Annotated in this window: 3 protein-coding genes; all 3 read left to right on the forward strand. The window is 75.8% G+C overall.

What is annotated here, in order from left to right:
• Positions 1 to 663, forward strand: a 663-nt coding sequence (locus tag AB0G13_RS04920; protein ID WP_357868998.1) for a phosphopantetheine-binding protein, incomplete at its 5' end; no start/stop codon positions are given.
• 221 nt (positions 664 to 884) lie between these two features.
• A complete protein-coding gene (locus tag AB0G13_RS04925; protein WP_357869001.1) occupies positions 885 to 1,745 on the forward strand; it encodes a metallophosphoesterase in 861 nt (286 codons plus the stop codon).
• 325 nt (positions 1,746 to 2,070) lie between these two features.
• Positions 2,071 to 24,666: a type I polyketide synthase gene (locus tag AB0G13_RS04930; RefSeq protein WP_357869003.1), complete on the forward strand. Its 22,596-nt coding sequence runs from the start codon at positions 2,071 to 2,073 to the stop codon at positions 24,664 to 24,666.
• Positions 24,667 to 24,692 lie beyond the last annotated feature (26 nt).

Below are 24,692 nucleotides of genomic sequence, written 5' to 3' on the forward strand. Positions count from 1 at the left end.
GAGGCGCAGGTGGTGGTGGCGGATGTGCGGTGGGATCGGTTCGTGCCGTCGTTCACGGCGTTGCGTCCGTCTCGCCTGTTCACCGACATCCCCGAGGCCCAGCCCGGGCCGGACGAGGAGGCGCCGAAGGGCGAGGACCGCGGCGCGGCGTCGGCGCTGCGGGAGCGGCTGGCCGCCGCCTCCGGGCCGGAGCGCGACCGGATCCTGCTCGACCTGGTCCGCGGCACCGCCGCGGCGGTGCTGGGACACGCCACGCCCAGCGTGATCAGGCCCGGCCGTGGCTTCCTCGAACTGGGCTTCGACTCGCTCACCGCCGTCGAACTGCGCAACCGGCTGACCGCCGAAACGGGCATCGGGCTGCCCGCCACCCTCGTCTTCGACCACCCGACGCCGGCCGCGCTCGCCGGTCACCTGCGGGCCGAGTTGGCCCCCGAGCAGCCGGCGTTGCCGATCGTGGCGGAGATCGAACGCCTCGACAAACTCCTCGGCGGGCTGCCGGGCGACCAGGTCGACGATGCGGTCGTCGGCCGGCTGGAGGAGCTGGTGGCCAGGTGGCGGGGACGACCCGCCACCACACCGGCGCCGGCCGCCGCGGAGGAGTTGGAGTCAGCGAGCCGGGAGGAGCTCTTCGACATCATCCAGCGGGAGTTCGGCAAGTCCTGACCGGACGGTGGAGGCGCGCTGTCGGCGCGGCGACGCCGTGACCTGGCCGACGTCGGCCAGGTCACGGCCGCCTAGGGGTGCGCGCAGCCCATCTAGGGGTGTGCCTGTGCGGGCCCGGCTCCGTAGGGTCGGAGCCCGTCAGGCCGTCTCGCCCTGCCCACCGGCAGCCGAGCGGTACGGATGTGGGTGCGTGCGGTACCCCGGATGGACGGGAGGTCCGCATGGCCGGATCCGGCCTGCCTCAGTTGCTCGCCATCAGTGACCTGCACGTGGTCCACGCCGAGAACAAGGCCATCGTGGAACGGCTGCGGCCGGAGCGGGACGGCGACTGGCTCATCGTCGCCGGCGACGTCGGGGAGTTCGTCGGCGACATCGAGTGGGCGCTGGGACTGCTCAGCCGCCGGTTCGCCAAGGTGATCTGGGCCCCCGGCAACCACGAGCTCTGGACCCCCCGCGAGGACCCGATCCAGCTGCGGGGGGACGCGCGCTACCAGCACCTGGTGGAACTCTGCCGCGGGCTCGGGGTGGTCACTCCCGAGGACCCGTACCCCGTCTGGGACCCGCAGGGAGACGATCCGGTCCTGATCGCCCCGCTCTTCGTGCTCTACGACTACACCTTCCGGCCGGCCGGGACGTACACCCGGGAGCAGGCCCTGGCGCGGGCCCACGAGGTCGGCGTGGTCTGCACCGACGAGATCCTGCTGCATCCGGACCCGTACCCGACCCGGGACGCCTGGTGCCGGGCGCGGCTGGCCCTGACCGAGCGCCGGCTCACCGCGGAACGGGGCGGGCTGCCCACCGTTCTGGTCAACCACTTCCCGCTCGTCCGGGAGCCCACCCGGATCCTGCGGTACCCGGAGTTCGCGCAGTGGTGCGGCACCGAGGCCACCGCGGACTGGCACGTCCGATTCGACGCCCGCGTCGCCGTCTACGGCCACCTGCACATCCCGCGCACCACCTGGTACGACGGGGTCCGGTTCGAGGAGGTCTCGGTGGGCTACCCCCGGGAGTGGCGTCGCCGCTCGACGCCCCCGGGACGGCTGCGCCGCATCCTGCCCGCGGTCGCCGGACAGCCCGCCTGAGCGGCCGTCGCGATGCTGGTCACGGCTTCCTCGCCGGCCCGTCGCGACGGCCCTTGCGGGCCGGCCGATCAGGGGTTCTCTAGGGGTTGGGCGCGCGATGGGCGCTCAGTACCGTCCAGTCACGGTGGCGGGCATGTGTCGGCGGGACGGTCCGGCGTGGCGGGCGCCTGAGCAGGCACGACAACCGGAATTCGGAACAGGTGTCGGGTTCATGAGCCGAACGGCCATGTCTCCACCCACCTGTGCACGAAGCCGTTCCGTCGGCGGTGGTGTGGTCAACGAATCGGCAGATTCCGATCGATAGCAAGCTCTGGGCGGGTGGGTCATGGCGGACGAAGACAAGCTCCTCGAACACCTGAAGTGGGTGACCTCCGAGCTCCGCCTGGCGCGCCGGCGCCTGACCGAGCTGGAGAACGAGGACGCCGAGCCGATCGCGATCGTCGGCATGGCCTGCCGGTTCCCCGGCGGGGTCGCCTCGCCGGAGGACCTCTGGGACCTGGTCGCGGGCGGTGTGGACGCCATCGGCACGTTCCCCGACGACCGGGGCTGGGACCTCGACGGGCTCTACGACCCCGACCCGGACCACCCCGGCACCACCTACAGCAACCGGGGCGGCTTCCTGCACGACGCCGGCCTGTTCGACCCGAGCCTGTTCGGGATCTCGCCGCGCGAGGCGCTGGCCATGGACCCGCAGCAGCGGCTCCTGCTCGAAGTGACCTGGGAGGTCTTCGAGCGGGCCGGCATCGACGCCACGTCGGTGCGGGGCAGCCGTACCGGGGTGTTCGTCGGCACCGCGGGGCAGGACTACACGTCGGTGCTGCGGCAACTGCCCGAGGGCACGGAGGGCTACGTCCTCACCGGCACGGCCGCGAGCGTCATGTCCGGCCGGCTGGCGTACTCCTTCGGGCTGGAGGGGCCGGCCGTCACGATCGACACCGCCTGCTCCTCCTCGCTGGTCGCCCTGCACCTCGCCGGTCAGGCCCTGCGCGACGGCGAGTGCTCCCTCGCCGTGGCCGGCGGCGTGACCGTGCTGGCCACGCCCGGCGCCTTCGTCGAGTTCTCCCGCCAGCGGGGGCTCGCCTCCGACGGCCGGTGCAAGGCCTTCTCCGCCGACGCCGACGGGACCGGCTGGTCCGAGGGCGTCGCCATGCTGCTCGTCGAGAAGCTCTCCGACGCCCGGCGCAACGGTCACCCCGTCCTGGCGGTGATCCGGGGCAGCGCCGTGAACCAGGACGGCGCCAGCAGCGGCCTGACCGCCCCCAACGGTCCCTCGCAGCAGCGGGTCATCCGGCAGGCGCTGGAGAACGCCCGGCTCAGCCCGTCCGACGTGGACGTGGTCGAGGCGCACGGCACGGGCACCCGGCTCGGCGACCCGATCGAGGCGCAGGCCCTGCTGGCCACGTACGGCCAGGGCCGGCCCGCCGACCGGCCGCTGTGGCTGGGGTCGCTGAAGTCGAACATCGGTCACCCGCAGGCCGCGGCCGGCGCCGGCGGCGTCATCAAGATGGTGATGGCGATGCGGCACGGCGTGCTGCCGCCCACCCTGCACGTGGCCCAGCCGTCCCCGCACATCGACTGGTCGACCGGCGCCGTGTCCCTGCTGGACGAGGCCCGCCCGTGGACGGGCGGCGAGCACGTCCGCAGGGCCGCCGTGTCGTCCTTCGGCATGAGCGGCACGAACGCCCACCTGATCCTGGAGCAGGCGCCCACTCCCGACCCGGCCGCCGACGAGGCCACCCCGGCCCGCCGGCCCGCCGTCGCGCCGGTGCTGCTCTCCGCCGCGCACCCGGCGGCGTTGTCCGCGCAGGCCAGCCGGTGGGCCCGCTGGCTGGGCGAGGACGAGGAGCCGCGCCCGCTCGACGTGGCCTGGTCGTCGGTGGTGTCCCGGTCGACGCTCGACCGGCGCGCGGTGGTGCTCGCCGAGGACCGGGCGGGCCTGCTGGCGGGCCTGGAGTCCCTGGCGGCGGGCGCGCCGTCGGGCACGGTGGTCACGGGCCAGGCCGGGGACCGGGGTCCGCTGGCGGTGCTCTTCTCCGGCCAGGGCGCGCAGCGCGCCGGTATGGGCCGGGAGCTGTACGGCGAGTTCCCCGTCTTCGCCGCCGCCCTGGACGAGGCGTGCGGGTACCTGGACCGGGTGCTGCCGCGCCCGCTGCGGGAGGTGCTGTTCGCGCCGGAGGGCTCCGCCGAGGCGGAGCTGCTGGACCAGACCGCCTTCACCCAGGCCGGGCTGTTCGCCGTCGAGGTGGCGCTGTTCCGGCTCGTGGAGTCGTTCGGCGTGGTGCCGGACTTCGTGGGCGGGCACTCGATCGGCGAGATCGCCGCGGCGCACGTGGCCGGGGTGCTGTCCCTCCAGGACGCCTGCCTGCTCGTGGCCGCGCGGGGCCGGCTGATGCAGTCGCTGCCCGACGGCGGCGGGATGCTCGCCGTGGCCGCCGACGAGGCCGCGGTGGTCGGGTCCATCGCCGGGCTGACCGACCGGCTCGGCGTCGCGGCGGTCAACGGCCCGACCTCGGTCGTGGTGTCCGGCGCCGTCGAGGCACTGGACGAGGTGGAGCGGGTCTGGCGGGACCGGGATGTGCGTACCCGCCGGTTGACCGTCAGCCACGCGTTCCACAGCCCGCTGATGGAGCCGGTGCTGGAGCGGTTCCGCGGCATCGTCGAGCGGTTGACCTTCGCCGCGCCCACGCTGCCGATCGTGTCGAACCTGACCGGGGCGCTCGCCGACGCCGACGAGATCCGCACCCCGGAGTACTGGGTGCGGCACGTCCGCGAGGCCGTGCGCTACGCCGACGGGATCGCCGCCCTGCGGGCCGCCGGTGTCGACACGTTCCTGGAGGTCGGTCCGCGCAGCGTGCTGACCGCGATGACGGCGGACGTCCTGCCCGACGACGACGTGCTGACCGTTGCCACCCAGCGCCGGGACCGGCCGGAGGCGCAGGCGCTCCTGGCGGCGCTGGCCGAGCTGCACGTGCACGGGGTGCCGGTGAGCTGGCAGCCGTGGTTCGCCGACACCGGGGCGCGGCGGGTGGACCTGCCCACGTACGCCTTCCAGCGGGAGCGGTTCTGGCCCGAGGTGGTGCCGTGGCGGGTCGGCGACGTGTCGGGCGCCGGCCTGGGCGTGGCGGGGCACCCGCTGCTCGGTGCGGCGGTGCGGCTCGCCGGCGACGACGAGGTGGTGCTGACCGGCCGGCTGTCGGCGTCGACGCACCCGTGGCTGGCGGACCACGTGGTCGGCGGTGCCGTGGTGGTGCCGGGCACCGCGCTGGTGGAGCTGGCGGTGCGCGCCGGCGACGAGGTGGGCGCGTCGCGGGTGCGGGAGCTGACCGTGGCGGCGCCGCTGGTGCTGCCGGAGTCCGGTGCGGTACGCGTGCAGGTGCGGGTCGGCGCTGCCGACGGCTCCGCCGCCCGGTCGGTGTCCGTGTACTCCCAGCCCGCGGACGACGACGCCGAGTGGGTGCGGCACGCCGACGGCGTGCTCGAACCGGTGTCGGCCGACGAGCCGGGCGTCGGGGCGTGGCCCCCGGCGGGCGCGACCGAGGTGGACCTGACCGGCTGGTATCCGGCGCTGGCGGAGCACGGCCTGTCGTACGGGCCGGTGTTCCAGGGCGTGCGGCGGGCCTGGACGGCCGACGGCGAGGCGTTCGCCGAGGTGGCGTTGCCGGACGGGGCGGCCGGGGACGCGACCGCGTTCGGGGTGCACCCGGCGCTGCTGGACGCCGCGCTGCACCCGGTGGCGCTGCTGCTGGCAACGGAGGCGGCGAGCGGGCCGCGCGTGCCGTTCGCGTTCGAGGGTGTGCAGGTGCACGCCTCGGGAGCCAGGACGCTGCGGGTGCGGTTGACCCGGGACGGCTCCGGGGTGCGGCTGGTCGCCTGCGACGCATCGGGCGCGCCGGTGGTGTCGGTGGACTCCCTGGTGCTGCGGGAGATGACCGCGACGGCGACCCGCAGCGCCGCCGCCCGGTCGCTGTTCGACGTGGCCTGGCAGGCCGACCAGATCGTCGGAGTCGACGACCTGCCGGGGTGGGCGACGCTGGGCCGGCAGGCCCCGGCCGCGCTGCCGCAGCTGCCGGTCTTCGCCGACGTGGCAGCGCTGGCGGCGAGCGGGGCCGCGCCCCGGCAGGTGCTGCTGACGGTCCCGGCCGGCGAGCCCGACGTCGCCGTGCCGGAGGCCGTGCGGGCGGTCACCAACGGTGTCCTGGACGTGCTGCGGTCCTGGCTCGCCGCCGAGCCGCTGGCGGACACGAAGCTCGTGGTGGTGACCCGGGGCGCGGTGGCCGCCGGGGACGACGACCAGGTCACCGACCTGGCCGCCGCGGCGGTCTGGGGTCTGCTGCGGTCGGCGCAGTCGGAGCACCCGGGGCGGATCGTCCTGGCCGACGTCGAGGGCGAGCTGACCCCCGCGACCCTCGCCGTGCTGGCCGGAGCCGCGGTCGACCCGTCGGTCTCCGGCGGGCAGCTCGCGGTGCGGGGCGAGCGGACCTTCGTGCCGAGGCTGGTACGGCCGGTGGGCGACGAGCTGACGCCGCCGTCCGGGTCGTGGCACCTGGCGGCCGTGGCGCCCGGCACCCTGGACGGGATCGAGCTGGTTCGTGCCGTGCCCGGGGCGCTGGACGCGGGGCAGGTACGCATCGCCGTGCGCGCGGCGGGGGTGAACTTCCGCGACGTGTTGATCGCGTTGGGGATGTACCCGGACCCGGCGGCCGTGATGGGCAGCGAGGGCGCGGGCGTGGTGGTCGAGGTCGGCCCCGGCGTGACCGACCTGGCGCCCGGCGACCGGGTGATGGGCATGTTCGAACTCGGGTTCAGCCCGCAGGCGGTCGCCCACCGGGAGCGCATCGCCAAGATGCCCGCCGGCTGGACCTTCACGCAGGCGGCGTCCGTCCCCCTGGTCTTCCTGACCGCGTACTACGCGCTGCGCGACCTGGCCGGCCTGCGGGCCGGCGAGTCGGTGCTCATCCACAACGGCGCCGGCGGCGTCGGCATGGCCGCCATCCAGCTCGCCCACCACCTCGGCGCCACCGTCCACGCGACGGCGAGCCCCGGCAAGTGGGGCGTGCTGCGCGGCCTGGGGGTGGCCGAGGAGCGGATCGCGTCGTCGCGGACCACAGAGTTCGAGCAGGTCTTCGGCGCGGCCACCGGTGGCGCCGGGGTGGACGTGGTGCTGGACGCGTTGGCCGGCGAGTTCGTCGACGCGTCGCTGCGGCTGCTGCCGCGGGGCGGCCGGTTCGTGGAGATGGGCAAGGCCGACCTGCGCGACCCGGAGGCCATCGCCGCCGACCACCCGGGCGTGGCCTACCGGGCGTTCGACCTGAACGAGGCGGGCAGCACCCGGATCGGCGAGATGCTCGCCGAGGTGCTCGCCCTCTTCGCGCAGGGCGCGCTGCGGCCGCTGCCCGTACGGGCGTGGGACGTGCGGCAGGCCCGGCAGGCGCTGCGGCACGTCAGCCAGGCCCGCCACGTCGGCAAGGTGGTGCTCCGCATCCCCGCGCCCCTCGACCCCGAGGGCACCGTGCTGGTCACCGGCGCGGCCGGGACCCTGGCCGGCGTGGTCGCGCGGCACCTGGTCGCCAGCGGTCAGGCCCGCCACCTGCTGCTGGCCTCCCGTCGCGAACCCGGCCGGCCCGGCGCCGACGACTACGCCACCCTGGTCAGGGAACTGACCGACGCGGGCGCCGACGTCACCGCCGTGACGGTCGACGTCAGCGATCCCGCGCAGGTCACCGGGCTGATCGCCGGGATCGACCCGGCGCACCCGTTGACCGCGGTGGTGCACACCGCCGGGGTGATCGCCGACGCGACCATCGGCTCGCTGGACGAGCGGGCCCTGCGTACGGTGCTGGCGCCGAAGGTGGACGCCGGCTGGGCGCTGCACGAGGCCACCCGGCACCTGGACCTCGCGGCGTTCGTGCTGTTCTCCTCCGTGGCGGCCACCCTCGGCTCCCCGGGGCAGGGCAACTACGCGGCCGCCAACGCGTTCCTCGACGCCCTCGCCCAGCACCGCCGGCAGCAGGGGCTGCCCGCCACCAGCATCGCCTGGGGCATGTGGGCCACCGCCAGCGCGATGACCGCCCACCTCGACGGCGACGACCAGCAGCGGCTGCGGCGGGTCGGGATGAGCGGTCTCTCTCCGGCCGAGGGCGCCGAACTCTTCGACGCCGCCCTGCCGGCGGTCCCGCCGGTCGTCGTCGCGGCCCGACTCCAGGTCACCGGCGAGGCGAGCCACGTGCCGCCGTTGCTGCGGCACCTGCTGCGCGGCGGACGGCGTCGCACGGCCACCGACCAGCCGACCGCCGGGACGTCGTGGCGGGACCGGCTCGCCGGCCTGTCCGAGGCGGACGCCCGCCAGGCGCTGGTCGACCTGGTCTGCGGGCAGGCCGCCACGGTGCTGGGTCACGCCTCGGCGCAGGCGGTTCCCGCCGCCCGGGCCTTCAAGGACCTGGGGTTCGACTCGCTGACCTCGGTGGAACTGCGCAACCGGCTGGGCGCCGCGACCGGGCTGCGGCTCTCCGCCACGCTGGCCTTCGACCACCCCACCCCGGCCCGGCTGGCCGACCACCTGTTCGCGCAGCTCGGCCGGTCCACCGGCGCCGGCCCCACGGTCCGTACGGTCGTCACCGCCGACGCCGACGAGCCGATCGCCATCATCGGCATGGCCTGCCGCTACCCCGGCGGTGTCGCCACCCCCGAGCAGCTGTGGCAGCTCGTCACCTCCGGTGCCGACGCGATCGGCGAGTTCCCCACCGACCGCGGCTGGGACCTCGACCGGCTGTACGGCACGGACGGCGACCAGGCGGGCGGCACCGTCACCGACCAGGGCGGCTTCCTCTACGACGCGGCCGACTTCGACGCCGGCTTCTTCAACATCAGCCCCCGCGAGGCCCTCGCCATGGACCCGCAGCAGCGGCTGCTGCTGGAGACCGCCTGGGAGAGCTTCGAGTACGCCCGCATCGACCCCACCGCGCTCAGCGGCACCGCCACCGGTGTCTTCATCGGCGCCGCCTCCTCCGGCTACGCCACCAGCGGACGCGACGACCTGGACGGCCTCGAGGGGCACCTGCTGACCGGCACGGCGGGCAGCGTCGCCTCCGGGCGGGTCGCCTACACGTTCGGCCTCGAAGGCCCGGCCGTCACCGTCGACACCGCCTGCTCCTCGTCCCTGGTGGCGCTGCACCTCGCCGCCCAGGCGCTGCGCGGCGGCGAGTGCGACATGGCCCTGGCCGGCGGGGTGGCGCTGATGGCGCAGCCCGGCATGTTCTCCGAGTTCTCCCGACAGGGCGGGCTGGCCCCCGACGGGCGGTGCAAGGCGTTCGCCGCCGGCGCGGACGGCACCGGCTGGTCCGAGGGCGTGGGGATGCTGCTGGTGGAGCGCCTGTCCGACGCCCGGCGCAACGGCCACCGCGTCCTCGCCGTCGTGCGTGGCTCCGCGGTCAACCAGGACGGCGCGTCGAACGGGCTGACCGCCCCGAACGGCCCGTCCCAGCAGCGGGTGATCCGGCAGGCCTTGGAGAACGCGCGGCTGACCCCGGCGGACGTGGACGCGGTCGAGGCGCACGGCACCGGCACCGTCCTCGGCGACCCGATCGAGGCGCAGGCGGTGCTGGCCACCTACGGGCAGGACCGCGACGGCGGGGAGCCGCTCTGGCTCGGGTCGATCAAGTCGAACATCGGCCACTCCCAGGCGGCGGCGGGCGTCGCCGGCGTGATCAAGATGGTGCTGGCGATGCGGCACGGCGTGCTGCCGCCCACCCTGCACGTGGACGAGCCGTCGCCCCACGTCGACTGGAGCGCCGGGGCGGTCGCCCTGCTCACCGAGGCACGGCCGTGGCCGGCCGCCGACCGGCCCCGCCGCGCGGCGGTGTCGTCGTTCGGCATCAGCGGCACCAACGCGCACACCATCATCGAGCAGGCCCCCGACGAGCCGGCCCCGGCGACGCCCCCGCCGGCCGGCGACCTTCCCGGCCTGGTCGGGCCCGCCGCCGTGCCCCTGCTGGTGTCCGGCAGAAGCCCTCGCGCACTCGGGGCGCAGGCCGCCCGCCTCGGCGAGCGGCTCGCCGCCGACGCCGACCTGGACCCGCGCGACCTCGGGTTCTCCCTGGCCGCCCAGCGGGCCCACCACCCGTACCGCGCGGTCGTCGTGGCCGCCGACCGGGACGACGCGATCGCCCGCCTGGCCGCCCTGGCCTCCGCTGACAGCTCGCCGGCCGCCGTGGACGCCGCACCGAAGGTCGTCTTCGTCTTCCCCGGCCAGGGCTCCCAGTGGACGGGGATGGCGCTGGACCTGCTGGAGACCTCGCCGGTCTTCCGGCAGCACATGAACGAGTGCGCCGAGGAGCTGTCCCGGCTGGTGGACTGGTCCCTGGAGGACGTGCTCCGGGAGGCGCCCGGCGCGCCGCCGCTGGACCGGGTGGACGTGGTCCAGCCCGTGCTCTTCTCCGTCATGGTGTCCCTCGCGCAGCTCTGGCGCTCGTGCGGCGTCGAACCGGCCGCCGTCGTCGGGCACTCGCAGGGCGAGATCGCCGCGGCCTGCGTCGCCGGCGCGCTGACCCTCGCGGACGCGGTGCGGCTCGTCGTGGCGCGTAGCCGCGGCCTGCTGGCGATCGTGGGTCGGGGCGGCATGGTCTCCGTCCCGCTTTCGGCCGCGGACACTGAGCAGCTGATCGCGCCGTGGCAGGGGAGTCTCTCCGTCGCCGCCGTCAACGGCGCCGCCGTGACCGTGGTCTCCGGCGACTCGGCGTCGGTCACCGCGCTGCTCGCGTACTGCGCCGAGCGGGACATCCGGGCCCGGCAGGTCGCCGTCGACTACGCGTCGCACTGCGGCCACGTCGACGCGGTCCGCGACGAGGTGATGGCCGGGCTCGGCACGGTCGAGGCGCGGTCCACCACGGTGGCCTTCCACTCCACCGTCACCGGCGAGCTGATCGACACCGTCGAGCTCGACGCGGAGTACTGGTACCGCAACCTGCGGGAACCGGTCCGGCTCGCGCCCGTGGTGGACCGGCTGGTCGACCAGGGCTTCCGGGCCTTCGTCGAGGTCAGCCCGCACCCCGTGCTGAAGGTGGTCGTCCAGGACGCGCTCGACCGGGCCACCGGCGCCGGCGACGCGGGCGTGGTGGCGGGTTCGCTGCGCCGCGACGAGAACGGTCCGCGCCAGCTGCTGGCCAATCTGGGCGACCTGCACGTCGCCGGGGTGCCCGTCGACTGGGCGGGCGTGTTCGCCGGCTCCGGCGCCGCCCCGGTCGACCTGCCCACGTACGCCTTCCAGCGGGACCGGTTCTGGCCGGCGGTCGACCGGTCCGCGACCGGCGACGTGTCTGGCGCGGGGCTGGGCGCGGCCGGGCACGGGCTGCTCGGCGCGGCGGTGCGCCTCGCCGGTGACGACGAGGTCGTGCTGACCGGCCGGCTGTCGGCGTCGACGCACCCCTGGCTGGCGGACCACGTGGTCGGCGGCGCGCTGGTGCTGCCGGGCACCGCCCTGGTCGAGCTCGCGGTGCGGGCCGGCGACGAGGTCGGCGTCTCCCGGGTCCGGGAACTGACCATCGCCGCGCCGCTGGTGCTGCCGAACTCGGGCGCGGTCCGCGTGCAGGTGCGCGTCGGCGCGGCCGACGGCTCCAACGCCCGGCCCGTGGCGGTGCACTCGCAGCCCGACGGCGACCCGGACGCCGCGTGGCTGCGGCACGCCGACGGCCTGCTGGAGGAGGCCGCCGACGAGCCGGCCCTGGGCCCCTGGCCGCCCACCGGGGCCGCCGAGGTGGACCTCGCCGGCTGGTACCCGGCGCTGGCGGAGCGCGGCCTGGCCTACGGGCCGGCGTTCCGGGGCCTGCGGCGGCTGTGGACCGCCGGCGACGAGGCGTACGCCGAGGTCGCCCTGCCGGACGAGGCGGCTGCCGACGCCGCCAGCTTCGCCGTGCACCCGGCACTGCTGGACGCCGCGCTGCACCCCGTCGGGCTGCTGCTGACCGAGCGGTCCGGCGGACCGCGCGTGCCCTTCGCGTTCGAGGGCGTGCAGGTGCACGCGTCCGGCGCCAGGACGCTGCGGGTGCGGCTGACCCGGTCGGGCTCGCGCGTGCGGCTGGTGGCCGGCGACGAGTCCGGCGCGCCGGTGGTGTCCGTCGAGTCGCTCGCCCTGCGGGAGATGACCGACGCCTCCGGCGCCGAGGCCGCGGAGCGGTCGCTGTTCGAGGTGACGTGGCAGCCCGAGCCGGTCACCCCGGCGCGGGACGTCTCCGGCTGGGTGCTGCTCGGCGACGGGGACGCGCCGGCGGGCCTGGCCACGCCGGTCTTCCCGACCGTCGACGAGCTGACCGCGGCGGTCTCGGCCGGCTCGGTCGAGGCACCTCGCGCGCTGGTCCTTCCGGTGCGCGCCGGCACGCCTGAGGGCGACCTGCCCGACCTCGTCCGTACGGTCACCGCCCGGGTCCTGGACGTGGTGCGGTCCTGGCTGGACAGCGCGGCCCTGGCCGACACGACGCTGGTGGTGCTGACCCGCGGCGCCATGGCCGCCACCCCGGCCGACGCGCTGCGGGACCTGCCCGGCGCGGCGGTCTGGGGCCTGCTGCGCTCCGCGCAGTCCGAGCACCCGGGGCGGATCGTCCTCGCCGACGTCGACGGCGAACTCACCCCGGCCACCCTCGCCCTGCTGGCCGCCGTGGCCGAGGACCCGTCGGCCACCGGCGGTCAGGTGGCCGTACGCGGCGACGAGGTGCGCACCCCCCGCCTGGGCCGGCCCGCCGGCACGGCTGCCGAGGAACTCGTGCCGCCGGCCGGGCTGTGGCGGGTCGGGGCGGTGAGCCCCGGCACCCTGGACGGCATCGGCATGGTGCCCGCCACGGCCGTCGCCCTGGACGCGGGCCAGGTGCGCATCGCCGTCCGCGCGGCCGGGGTCAACTTCCGGGACGTGCTGATCGGCCTGGGGATGTACCCCGATCCGACGGCCGTGATGGGCAGCGAGGGCGCGGGCGTGGTGGTCGAGGTCGGCCCCGGCGTGACCGACCTGGCGCCCGGCGACCGGGTGCTCGGCATGTTCGAGCCCGCCTTCGCCCCCGAGGTGATCGCCACCCGCGACCTCGTCGCGAAGATCCCCGCCGGCTGGTCCTTCGCCCAGGCCGCGTCCGTGCCGGTGGTCTTCCTGACCGCGTACTACGCGCTGCACGACCTGGCCGGTCTGCGGGCCGGCGAGTCGGTGCTCATCCACAACGGCGCCGGCGGCGTCGGCATGGCCGCCATCCAGCTCGCCCGGCACTGGGGCGCGACGGTGTACGCCACCGCCAGCCCCGGCAAGTGGGGCGTGCTGCGGGGCCTGGGCGTGGCCGAGGAACGGATCGCGTCGTCGCGGACCACCGAGTTCGAGCAGGCCTTCGGCTCGGTGACCGGTGGCGCCGGGATGGACGTGGTGCTGGACGCGTTGGCCGGCGAGTTCGTCGACGCGTCGCTGCGGCTGCTGCCCCGCGGTGGCCGGTTCGTGGAGATGGGCAAGGCCGACCTGCGCGACCCGGACGTGGTCGCCGCCCGGCACCCGGGCGTGACGTACCGCGCGTTCGACCTCAACGAGGCCGGACACCGGCGCATCGGCGAGATGCTCACCGAGGTGCTCGCCCTGTTCGAACAGGGCGCGCTGCGGCCGCTGCCCGTTCGGGCGTGGGACGTGCGGCAGGCCCGGCAGGCGCTGCGGCACATCAGCCAGGCCCGGCACATCGGCAAGGTCGTCCTGCGGGTGCCCGCGCCCGCCGACCCGGACGGCACCGTGCTGATCACCGGCGCCGGCGGCGCCCTCGCCGGCGTGTTCGCCCGGCACCTCGTCACCACCGGCCAGGCGCGGCACCTGCTGCTGGCTTCCCGACGCGGCCCGGAGCAGTACCGGGACCTGGTCGAGGAGCTGACCCGCGCGGGCGCCCGGGTCACCGTCGGCACCGCCGACGTGGCCGACCCCGCGCAGGTGACCCGGCTGCTGGAACTGGTGGAGCCGGCGCACCCGCTGACCGCGGTGGTCCACACCGCCGGGGTGATCGCCGACGCGACCATCGGCTCGCTCGACGCGCCGGCCCTGCACGCCGTGCTGACGCCGAAGGTGGACGCCGGCTGGGCGCTGCACGAGGCCACCCGCCACCTGGACCTGGCCGCGTTCGTGCTGTTCTCCTCGGTGGCGGCCACCCTCGGCTCCCCGGGGCAGGCCAACTACGCGGCCGCCAACGCGTTCCTCGACGCCCTCGCCCGGCACCGCCGGGAGCAGGGCCTGCCCGCCACCAGCCTCGCCTGGGGTCTCTGGGCCACCAGCAGCGCCATGACCGCGCACCTGGGCGGCACCGAACACCGTAAGGCGATCCGCGCCACCAGCGCCCCGCTGACCGACCGGCAGGGCGTGGCGCTCTACGAGCTGGCGCGCCAGCGCGGCAACGCGCACCTCGTACTCATGAACCTGCCGCCGGCCGCGTCGCGGCCGACCGGCCAGACGGTGCCCAGCCTGCTGCGTGACCTGATCCGGGCCACCGGCCCGGCCCGGCGCGCGGTGGGCCGGGGCCTGGCGGACACCGCGTCGGTGCGGGACCGGCTGGCGACGCTCAGCCCGGCGGAGCGGCGCGGCCACCTGCTCGACCTGGTGGCCGCCAGCGTGGCCGCCGTGCTCGGGCACCGCTCGGCGGAGAGTGTCGACACCCAGCGCGCCTTCAAGGAACTGGGCTTCGACTCGCTCACCTCGGTGGAGCTGCGCAACCGCCTCTCCGCCGCGACCGGGTTGCGGCTGCCCGCGACCGTGGCGTTCGACTACCCCACCCCGGTGGTGCTCGCCGAGTTCCTCGACAAGGAACTCGGCGGCGCGGCGGTCGTGGACCGGCCCGCCGCGGTCGGCACCGCCGCCGCCCTCGACGAGCCGATCGCCATCATCGGCATGGCCTGCCGGTTCCCCGGCGACGTGCAGACCCCCGAGCAGCTCTGGGACGTGGTCACCGCCGGCGCCGACGTCATCTCGCCCTTCCCCACGGACCGGGGCTGGAACCTGGACGACCTGCGCGTCGGCGGCGAGGACGGCACGGCCGTACCGCGCCAGGGCGGCTTCCTCCACGACGCCGCGCAGTTCGACGCCGCCTTCTTCGGGATCTCCCCCCGGGAGGCGCTCGCGATGGACCCGCAGCAGCGGCTGCTGCTGGAAACGTCCTGGGAGGCCTTCGAACGGGCCGGGATCGACCCCCACTCGGCGCGGGGCAGCAGCACCGGCGTCTACGTCGGGCTCATCTACCACGACTACGCCTCCCAGGCCGCCGGCACCGACGACGAACTGGGCGGCCACGTCGGCAACGGCAGCGCCGGCAGCGTCGCCTCGGGCCGGATCTCGTACCTGTTCGGCCTCGAGGGGCCCGCGGTCACCGTCGACACCGCCTGCTCGTCGTCGCTGGTGGCGCTGCACCTGGCCACCCAGGCGCTGCGGCAGGACGAGTGCCGGCTCGCGCTCGCCGGCGGGGTGAGCGTCATGTCCACCCCCGGCATGCTCACCGAGTTCTCCCGGCAACGCGGCCTGTCGCCCGACGGGCGGTGCAAGGCGTTCGGCGCGGGCGCCGACGGCACCGGCTTCGCCGAGGGCGTCGGCATGCTCCTGCTGGAGCGCCTCTCCGACGCGCAGCGCAACGGCCACCGCGTCCTCGCCGTTGTCCGCGGCAGCGCGGTGAACCAGGACGGCGCCAGCAGTGGCCTGACCGCGCCGAACGGCCCCGCCCAGCAGCGGGTGATCCGGCAGGCACTCGCCAACGCCCGGCTCGCCACGACCGACGTGGACGCCGTCGAGGCGCACGGCACCGGCACCGCCCTGGGCGACCCGATCGAGGCGCAGGCGCTGCTGGCCACGTACGGGCAGGGCCGGCCGCAGGACCGGCCGCTGTGGCTGGGGTCGGTGAAGTCCAACATCGGCCACGCCCAGGCGGCGGCCGGCGTCGCCGGCGTGATCAAGATGGTGCTGGCGATGCGGCACGGCGTGCTGCCGCCGACCCTGCACGCCGAGAAGCCGTCCCCGCACATCGACTGGACGACCGGGTCGGTCGCCCTGCTCACCGACGCGCGGCCGTGGCCGGTGGTCGAGCGGCCCCGCCGCGCGGCGGTGTCGTCGTTCGGCATCAGCGGCACCAACGCGCACACCATCATCGAGCAGGCCCCGGAGCCCGCCCCGGCGCAGCCCGCACCGCCCGCCACGACCGTCCCGGGCGACCTCGTCGCCTGCGTCCTCTCGGCCCGCGACGACGCCGCCCTGCGCGCGCAGGCGCGCCGGCTGCGGACCCTCGTCGACGACGAGCCGGACCTGACCGTCGCCGACGTCGGCCGGGCGCTCGCCACCGGCCGGACCGTCTTCGAGCACCGCGCGGTGCTGTTGCCCGGCGACCGCGCCGGACTGCTCACCGCCCTTGCCGCGCTGGCCGACGACGAGCCCTCGGCCGCCGTCGTGCGGGGGGTGGCCCGGACCGGCCGGACCGCCGTCCTCTTCTCGGGTCAAGGGGCGCAGCGCGCCGGCATGGGTCGCGAGCTGTACGCGGCCTTCCCGGTCTTCGCCGCCGCCCTGGACGAGGTGTGCGGGCACCTCGATGCGCTGCTGCCGCGCGCGCTGCGCGGGGTGCTGTTCGCCGAGGCGGGCACGCCCGAGGCGGAACTGCTGGACCAGACGGTGTTCACCCAGGCCGGGTTGTTCGCCGTCGAGGTGGCCCTGTTCCGGCTGGTCGAGTCGTTCGGTGTCGCGCCGGACCTGGTGGCCGGGCACTCCATCGGCGAGGTGGCCGCCGCCCACGTCGCCGGCCTGTTCAGCCTGGCCGACGCGTGCGCGCTGGTCGCGGCCCGCGGCCGGCTCATGCAGGCCCTGCCCGCCGGCGGCGGCATGCTGGCCGTGGCCGCCGCCGAGGACGCGGTGGCCGAGTCGATCGCGGGCCTGACCGACCGGATCGGCGTCGCGGCGGTGAACGCCCCGAACGCCGTGGTGGTCTCCGGGGACGTCGAGGCGCTCGACGGGCTGGAGCGGAGCTGGCGGGAGCGGGGTGTCCGTACCCGCCGGCTGACCGTCAGCCACGCGTTCCACAGCCCGCTGATGGAGCCGATGCTGGCCGAGTTCCGGCAGGTGCTCGACGGGCTGACGTTCCACTGGCCCGTCCTGCCGATCGTGTCCAACCTGACCGGCCAGGTCGCCGACCCCGACGAGATCGGCACCCCCGACTACTGGGTCCGGCACGTCCGGGAGACGGTCCGGTTCGCCGACGGGGTCGCGAGCCTCCGCGAGCGCAACGTCCGTACGTTCCTCGAACTCGGCCCCGACGCGGTGCTCGCCGGCATGGTGGGCGCCTGCCTGCCGGACGACGGCGCCGCGCCGTCGGCGGCGGTCGTGGCGACCCTCCGCCCGGGGCGACCGGAACCGGTGTCGCTGGTCCACGCGCTGGCGGAACTGCACGTGCACGGCGTGCCGGTCACCTGGACCGCCCTCCTGCCGGCCGCGACCCGCCCGGTCGACCTGCCGACGTACCCGTTCCAGCGGCAGCGCTTCTGGCCGGCCGTGGGCCGGCTGCGGGCCGGTGACGTCAGCGGTGCCGGCCTCGGCGTGGCGGGGCACGGGCTGCTCGGCGCGGCGGTGGACCTGGCCGGCGACGACGAGGTCGTGCTGACCGGCCGGATCTCCCTGAGCACGCACCCGTGGCTGGCCGACCACGTGGTCTCCGGCGTGACGCTGGTCCCGGGTACGGCGCTGGTGGAGCTGGCCGTGCGCGCCGGCGACGAGGTGGACCTGCCCCGGCTGCGCGACCTGACGGTGCTGGTGCCGCTGGTGCTCCCCGAGTCCGGCGCCGTGCGGATCCAGGTGCGGGTCTCCGCGTCGGAGTCGCCGCAGCGCCCCGTCGCCGTCTACTCCCGCCCGGACGACGACCCCGAGGTGGGCTGGACCCGCCACGCGGAGGGCGTGCTGGAACCGGCGACGGCGGACGAGCCGGGGACGGCCGCCTGGCCGCCGGCCGGCGCCGCCGAGGTGGACCTGGCGGGCTGGTACCCGGCGCTGCTCGGGCACGGCCTGGCGTACGGGCCGGTGTTCCAGGGGCTGCGTCGGGTGTGGACCGTCGAGGACGACGTGTACGCGGAGGTGGCGCTGCCGGACGACGCGGCGGCGGAGGCTGCCCGGTTCGGGGTGCACCCGGCGCTGCTGGACGCCGCTCTGCACCCGATCGGGCTGCTGCCCGGCACGGAGGAGTCGAGCGGGCCGCGGGTGCCGTTCGCGTTCGAGGGTGTGCAGGTGCACGCCTCGGGGGCGGGGCTGCTGCGGGTGCGGTTGACCCGCAACGGTTCCGGGGTGCGGCTTGTCGCCTGCGACGAGGCGGGCGCGCCGGTGGTGTCGGTGGACTCCCTCGTCCTGCGGGAGCTGACCGGCGTGGCCGCCGCGAGCGCGGCGTCCCGCTCGCTGTTCGAGGTGGCCTGGCAGGCCGAGGAGGCCGAAGCGGTCGACGACGCCTCCGGCTGGGCGGTGCTGGGCGGGCCGGCCCTGCCGGGCGTCCCCGGCGGTCCCTCCGCCGAGACGATCAGGCAGCTGCGGGCCGCGATCGACGCCGGCATCACGCCGCCGCGCCTGCTGCTGTTCACGCCGGCCGCATCGAACGCCGACGACGCCGACCCGGCGGAGGCCGTACGCACGGTGACCTCCGACGTGCTGGGCCTGGTGCAGGCGTGGCTGGCCGCCGACGCGCTGGCGGACTCGAAGCTCGTGGTGGTGACCCGGGGCGCCGTGGCCGTCCGCGACGAGGACCGGGTGACCGACCTGGCGGCTGCGGCCGTGTGGGGCCTGCTGCGCGCGGCGCAGTCCGAGCACCCGGGCCGCATCGTCCTGGCCGACGTCGACGACGCGATGAGCCCCGGCGTGCTGGGCATCCTGGCCCGCTTCGCCGGGGACCCGGCCGGCGGCCAGCTGGTCGTCCGCTCCGGTGCGGTGTTCGTGCCGCGTCTGGTGCGGGCGGTCGCCCCGGCTCCGGCGGAGACGCCGGTGGTGGGCGACGGCGCGGTGCTGGTGACCGGTGGCACGGGTGCACTGGGTGCGTTGGTGGCGGAGCACCTGGTGTCGGTGCACGGGGTGCGGTCGCTGGTGTTGGTGTCGCGGCGTGGCCCGGAGGCTGCGGGTGCGGGCGAGTTGTCGGAGCGGTTGTCCGGGCTGGGTGCGTCGGTTCGGGTGGTGACCTGTGACGTGACGGACCGGGACCAGGTGTTCGGGTTGGTCGGTGAGGTCGCTGCGGCGGGCCGGTTGGCGGGTGTGGTGCACACCGCGGGTGTCCTGGACGACGGGGTGGTCGAGCGGGTCACCGACGAGCGGCTTGCGGGGGTGTTGGCGCCGAAGGTGTCGGCGGGTTGGTTCCTGCATGAGGCGACGGCGTCTCTGGATCTTGATTTGTTTGTGGTGTTTTCGTCGGTGGCGGGGGTGTTGGGTTCGCCGGGTCAGTCGGCGTATGCGGCGGGTAACGCGTTCCTGGACGGGTTGGCGGTGTATCGGCGGCAGTTGGGGTTGCCGGCGGTGAGCCTGGCGTGGGGCATGTGGGACACCGCCGGCATGGCCGCGTCGATCGGCGGCAACGACCGGGCCCGGACGGCGCGCGCCGGACTCCGGCCGATGAACGCCCGCACCGGGCTGGAACTGTTCGACGCCGCGGTGAGGGCCGAGCGGGCGGTGCTGGTGCCGGCCGTGATCGACGTACCCGCGCTGCGGGCGGCGGCCTCCGGCGCGGTCGTACCGCCGATGCTGCGCAACCTGGTCGACGTGGCGACGACCCGCCGCCGCGCCGGGCAGGGTGACGGCGGCTGGGCCGACCGGCTCGCCGGCCTCAGCGCCGAGGACGGCCTCGCGCAGGTGGACCAGCTGGTACGCGGCCTGGTCGCGCAGGTGCTCGGGCACGGTGGCGCGGAGGCGGTGCCGGCGGACCGGGCATTCAAGGACCTGGGCTTCGACTCGCTGACCGCCGTCGAGCTGCGCAACCGGGTGAACGGCGCGACCGGCCTGCGCCTCACCTCGACCCTGGTGTTCGACTACCCGTCCCCGCAGGCCCTGGCGGCCCACGTGTACGCGGAACTCGCCGGCACCCGGCCCGGCGCCGTCGCCTCCGACGAGCCGACGGCCGGCGACGCCGACGAGGCGATCGCGATCGTCGGCATGGCCTGCCGCTACCCGGGCGGCGTGGAGTCTCCCGACGAGCTGTGGAAGCTGGTCAGCACCGGCGGGGAGGGCATCGGGGAGTTCCCGGCCGACCGGGGCTGGGACCTCGAGTCGCTGTACGACCCGGATCCCGACCACGCCGGCACCTCGTACACCCGGCACGGCGGCTTCCTGTACGGCGCGGCGGAGTTCGACCCCGGCTTCTTCGGCATCTCGCCGCGCGAGGCCCTCGCCATGGATCCGCAGCACCGCCTGCTGCTGGAGGCGTCGTGGGAGACGTTCGAGTCGGCGGGCCTGGACCCGACCGGCCTGCGGGGCAGCCGGACCGGTGTGTTCGCGGGCGTCATCTACCACGACTACTCGACGCGGCTCATGGAGACGCCCGAGGTCGAGGGCTACATCGGCACGGGCAACTCCGGCAGCGTGCTCTCCGGTCGGGTGGCGTACACGTTCGGCCTGGAGGGCCCGGCGGTCACCGTGGACACGGCGTGCTCGTCCAGCCTGGTGGCGCTGCACCTGGCGGTGCAGGCGCTGCGCAGCGGCGAGTGCGACCTCGCGCTGGCCGGCGGTGTGACGGTGATGGCGACGCCGGGCACGTTCGTGGAGTTCTCGCGCCAGCGGGGTCTGTCGCCCGACGGCCGGTGCCGGTCGTTCGCGGCGTCGGCCGAGGGCACGGGCTGGTCCGAGGGCGTCGGCGTGCTGCTGGTGCAGCGCCTCTCCGACGCGCGGCGCGAGGGCCGGCGCATCCTGGCCGTGGTACGCGGCAGCGCCGTGAACCAGGACGGCGCGTCGAACGGGTTGACGGCGCCGAACGGCCCGTCGCAGCAGCGGGTGATCCGCCAGGCCCTCGCGTCGGCGCGGCTCTCGGCCGCCGACGTCGACGTGGTCGAGGCGCACGGCACCGGAACGACGCTGGGTGACCCGATCGAGGCGCAGGCCGTGCTGGCCACCTACGGGCAGGACCGGCAGGGCCGGGAGCCGCTGTGGCTCGGTTCCATCAAGTCGAACATCGGGCACGCCCAGGCCGCGGCCGGCGTCGCCGGCGTGATCAAGATGGTGCTGGCGATGCGGCACGGGCTGGTGCCGCCGACGCTGCACGTGGACGAGCCGTCCCCGCACATCGACTGGACCTCCGGGGCGGTGGCGCTGGCGACCGAGCCCACTCCGTGGCCGCAGGTGGACCGGCCGCGTCGGGCGGCGGTGTCGTCGTTCGGCATCTCCGGCACCAACGCGCACGTGATCATCGAGCAGCCGCCGGTCGAGGCGATCGAGGGCGAGATCGTCGCCCGGGACGTACCGCCGGTGGTGCCGGTGCTGCTCTCCGCCCGCGACGCGGCGGGGCTGTCGGCGCAGGCGGGTCGGTGGGCGCGCTGGTTGTCGGCGGACGGGCAGCGGCGTCCGGTGGACGTCGCGTGGTCCTCGGTGGTGTCGCGGTCGGCGCTGGAGCACCGGGCGGTCGTGTCCGGGGCGAGCCGGGACGACCTGCTGGCGGGCCTCGCGGCGGTGGCCGCGGGCGAGCCCTCCGGGGCTGTCGTGACCGGCTCCGCGGCCGCACGCGGCCAACTCGCGCTGCTGTTCTCGGGTCAGGGTGCGCAGCGCGCCGGCATGGGTCGGGAGTTGTCCGCCGGGTTCCCGGTGTTCGCCGCCGTGTTGGACGAGGTGTGCGCGCAGTTGGACCCGTTGCTGCCGCGTCCGCTGCGGGAGGTGCTGTTCGCGGCCGAGGGCTCCGCCGAGGCGGGGCTGTTGGATCAGACGGTGTTCACGCAGGCCGGCCTGTTCGCGGTCGAGGTGGCGCTGTTCCGGTTGGTGGAGTCGTTCGGGATCGTGCCGGACATGCTGGCCGGTCATTCGATCGGTGAGGTCACGGCCGCGCACGTGGCGGGGGTGCTGTCCCTGTCGGACGCGTGTCAGCTCGTCGCCGCGCGGGGCCGGTTGATGCAGGCGCTGCCGGCGGGTGGCGGGATGCTGGCGGTGGCGGCGGACGAGGCTGCGGTGGTGGAGTCTCTCGCGGGCCTGGGCGACCGTATCGGCATCGCGGCGGTCAATGGTCCGACGTCGGTCGTGGTCTCCGGTGCCGAGGATGTGCTGGACGAGGTGGAGCGGGTCTGGCGGGAGCGGGGTGTCCGCACCCGTCGGCTGACGGTCAGTCACGCGTTCCACAGCCCGTTGATGGAGCCGATGCTGGCGGAGTTCCGTGCGGTTCTGGACGGGTTGACGTTCGCCGCGCCGTTGTTGCCGGTCGTGTCGAACGTGACCGGCGCGTTGGCCGACGCCGACGAGATCCGCACGCCCGAGTACTGGGTGCGGCACGTCCGCGAGGCGGTGCGCTACGCCGACGGGATCACCGCGCTGCGGGCCGCCGGGGTGGACACGTTCCTGGAGGTCGGCCCGCAGAGCGTGTTGACCGCGATGGCGGCGGATGTGCTGCCCGACGACGACGCCGTGCTGGCGGTCGCTGTGCAGCGGAAGGATCGGCGTGAGGCGCACGCGCTGCTGCACGCCCTGGCGGAGTTGCACGTGCACGGGGTGCCGGTGAGCTGGCAGCCGTGGTTCGCCGACACCGGTGCCCGCCGGGTGGACCTGCCCACGTACGCCTTCCACCGGGAGCGATACTGGCCCGAGCCGGCGGGCCGGCCACGACCGGCGGCGACCCACGGCGGCGACGCCGACTTCTGGGACGCGGTGGAACGCGCCGACCTGACCGCCCTCGCCGCGCAGTTCGGCGACGACGGCGCGGCCCTGGACGCCCTCACCCCGGCCCTGCCGGTCCTGTCGACCTGGCACCGGGCGCGCACGCGGCGGGCGGTCGTGGATGGCTGGTCGTACCGGGTCGGGTGGAAGCGGACCGACATCACCGCCGACCCGGCGCGGCCCGGCGTGTGGCTGCTCGTGACGGCGGAGGACGACCTGGCGGACGGCACCCGGGCGGAGGCGGTCACCAAGGCCCTCGCCGAGGTCGGCGCCGACGTGGTCCGGCTCACCGTCGACCCGGTCGGCACCGACCGGGCGGGCCTCGCCCGGCGGCTGGCCGACGCGCTGGCCGACGGGCCCGTCACCGGCGTGCTCTCCCTGCTCGGCCTCCGCGACCAGCCGCACCCCGCCCACCCGGCCGTGCCGGTCGGGACGGCCGCCACGCTGCTGCTGCTCCAGGCCCTGCACGACACCGGGGCGCCGGCCCGGCTGTGGTGCCTGACCCAGGGCGCGGTCAGCACCGGCGACGGGGACACGGTGCACGGCGTCGCCCAGAGCGGACTCTGGGGCCTGGGGCTCGTGGCTGGCCTGGAACATCCCCAGCTGTGGGGTGGACTGGTGGACCTGCCCGACCAGGTCGACGCGACGGCGTGGGACCGGCTCGCGCGGGTGGTGACCGGCTCCGGCGACGAGGACCAGCTGGCCGTACGCCCCTCCGGGGTGTTCGTCCGCCGCCTGGTCCGCTCGGCACCCGCCGCCCCCGACGCGGCGGAGCGGTGGCGGCCGTCCGGCACGGTGCTGGTCACCGGCGGCACGGGCGCGCTGGGCGCCCACGTGGCCCGGTGGGCGGCGGCCAACGGCGCCGCGCACGTCGTGCTGACCAGCCGTCGGGGCGAGCGCGCCCCGGGGGCGGTGGAGCTGCGCGAGGAGCTGACCGCGCAGGGTGTCCGGGCGTCGGTCGTCGCCTGCGACGTGGCCGACCGCGACCAGGTGGCGGCACTGCTGGCGCGGCTGGACGAGGACCCCGCGCCGTTGACGGCCGTGGTCCACGCGGCGGGCGCCGGCGAGTCCGGCCTGATCGCCGACACCGACCTGGCCGCGTTCGCCGGTGTGCTCGACGGCAAGGTCGCCGGCGCGCTGCACCTGGACGCCCTGCTCGGCGACCGGCCGCTGGCCGCGTTCGTGCTCTTCTCCTCCATCGCCGGGGTGTGGGGCAGCGGCGGGCAGTCCGCCTACGCCACGGGCAACGCCTTCCTCGACGCGCTGGCGGAGCACCGTCGCGGACGGGGCCTGCCGGCGACGTCCGTGGCCTGGGGACCCTGGGCCGACGGCGGCATGGCCACCGGCGAGGCCCAGCGACTGCTGGCCCGGCGCGGCCTGACCGCGATGGCACCGGCCGAGGCCGTGCACGCCATGCGGTACGCCGTCGGCCTGCCCCGGGCGGCACTGACCGTGGTGGACGTCGACTGGGCGGTCTTCGCCCCGGCGTACGCCTCGGCCCGTCCCCGACCGCTGCTCGACGACATCGCCGAGGTCCGGGAGGCGCTCCACGCCCGCGCCGAGGAGCAGCCGGGCGGGGTCGCCGACGCCCTCCGGGAGCACCTGCTCACCCTGCCCCGACCCGAGCGGGTCCGGCACCTGGTCGACCTGGTCCGTACCCACGCCTCCGCCGTGCTCGGCCACGCGGGCACGGACCGGGTCAAGCCCCAGCGCGCCTTCAAGGAACTCGGGTTCGACTCGTTGACGGCGGTCGAGCTGCGCAACCGGCTGACCGGGGCCACCGGCCTGTCGCTGCCGGCGACCCTCGTCTTCGACTACCCGAACCCGGCCGTGCTCGCCGAGAACCTGCTCGACGGACTGGTGCCCGAGGCGGCGCAGGCCGACGACGGCGACCCGGCGGAGGCGGCCGTCCGGCAGGCGCTCGCGACGATCCCGCTGGCCCGCATCCGCGAGGCCGGGCTGCTGGACCTGCTGCTCAATCTCACCGACGCCGACGGCGGTCCCCGCGACGAGTCCACCGACGAGGCCCTGGACCTCGACGAGCTCGACACCGACACCCTCGTCAGGCTGGCGCTTGACGGAACCGATTCCTGACCGTTGTCCCCAGTACGGAGCTCATG

Source organism: Micromonospora sp. NPDC023633 (assembly GCF_040640035.1).
In the GTDB taxonomy this organism is placed as follows: Bacteria; Actinomycetota; Actinomycetes; order Mycobacteriales; family Micromonosporaceae; genus Micromonospora.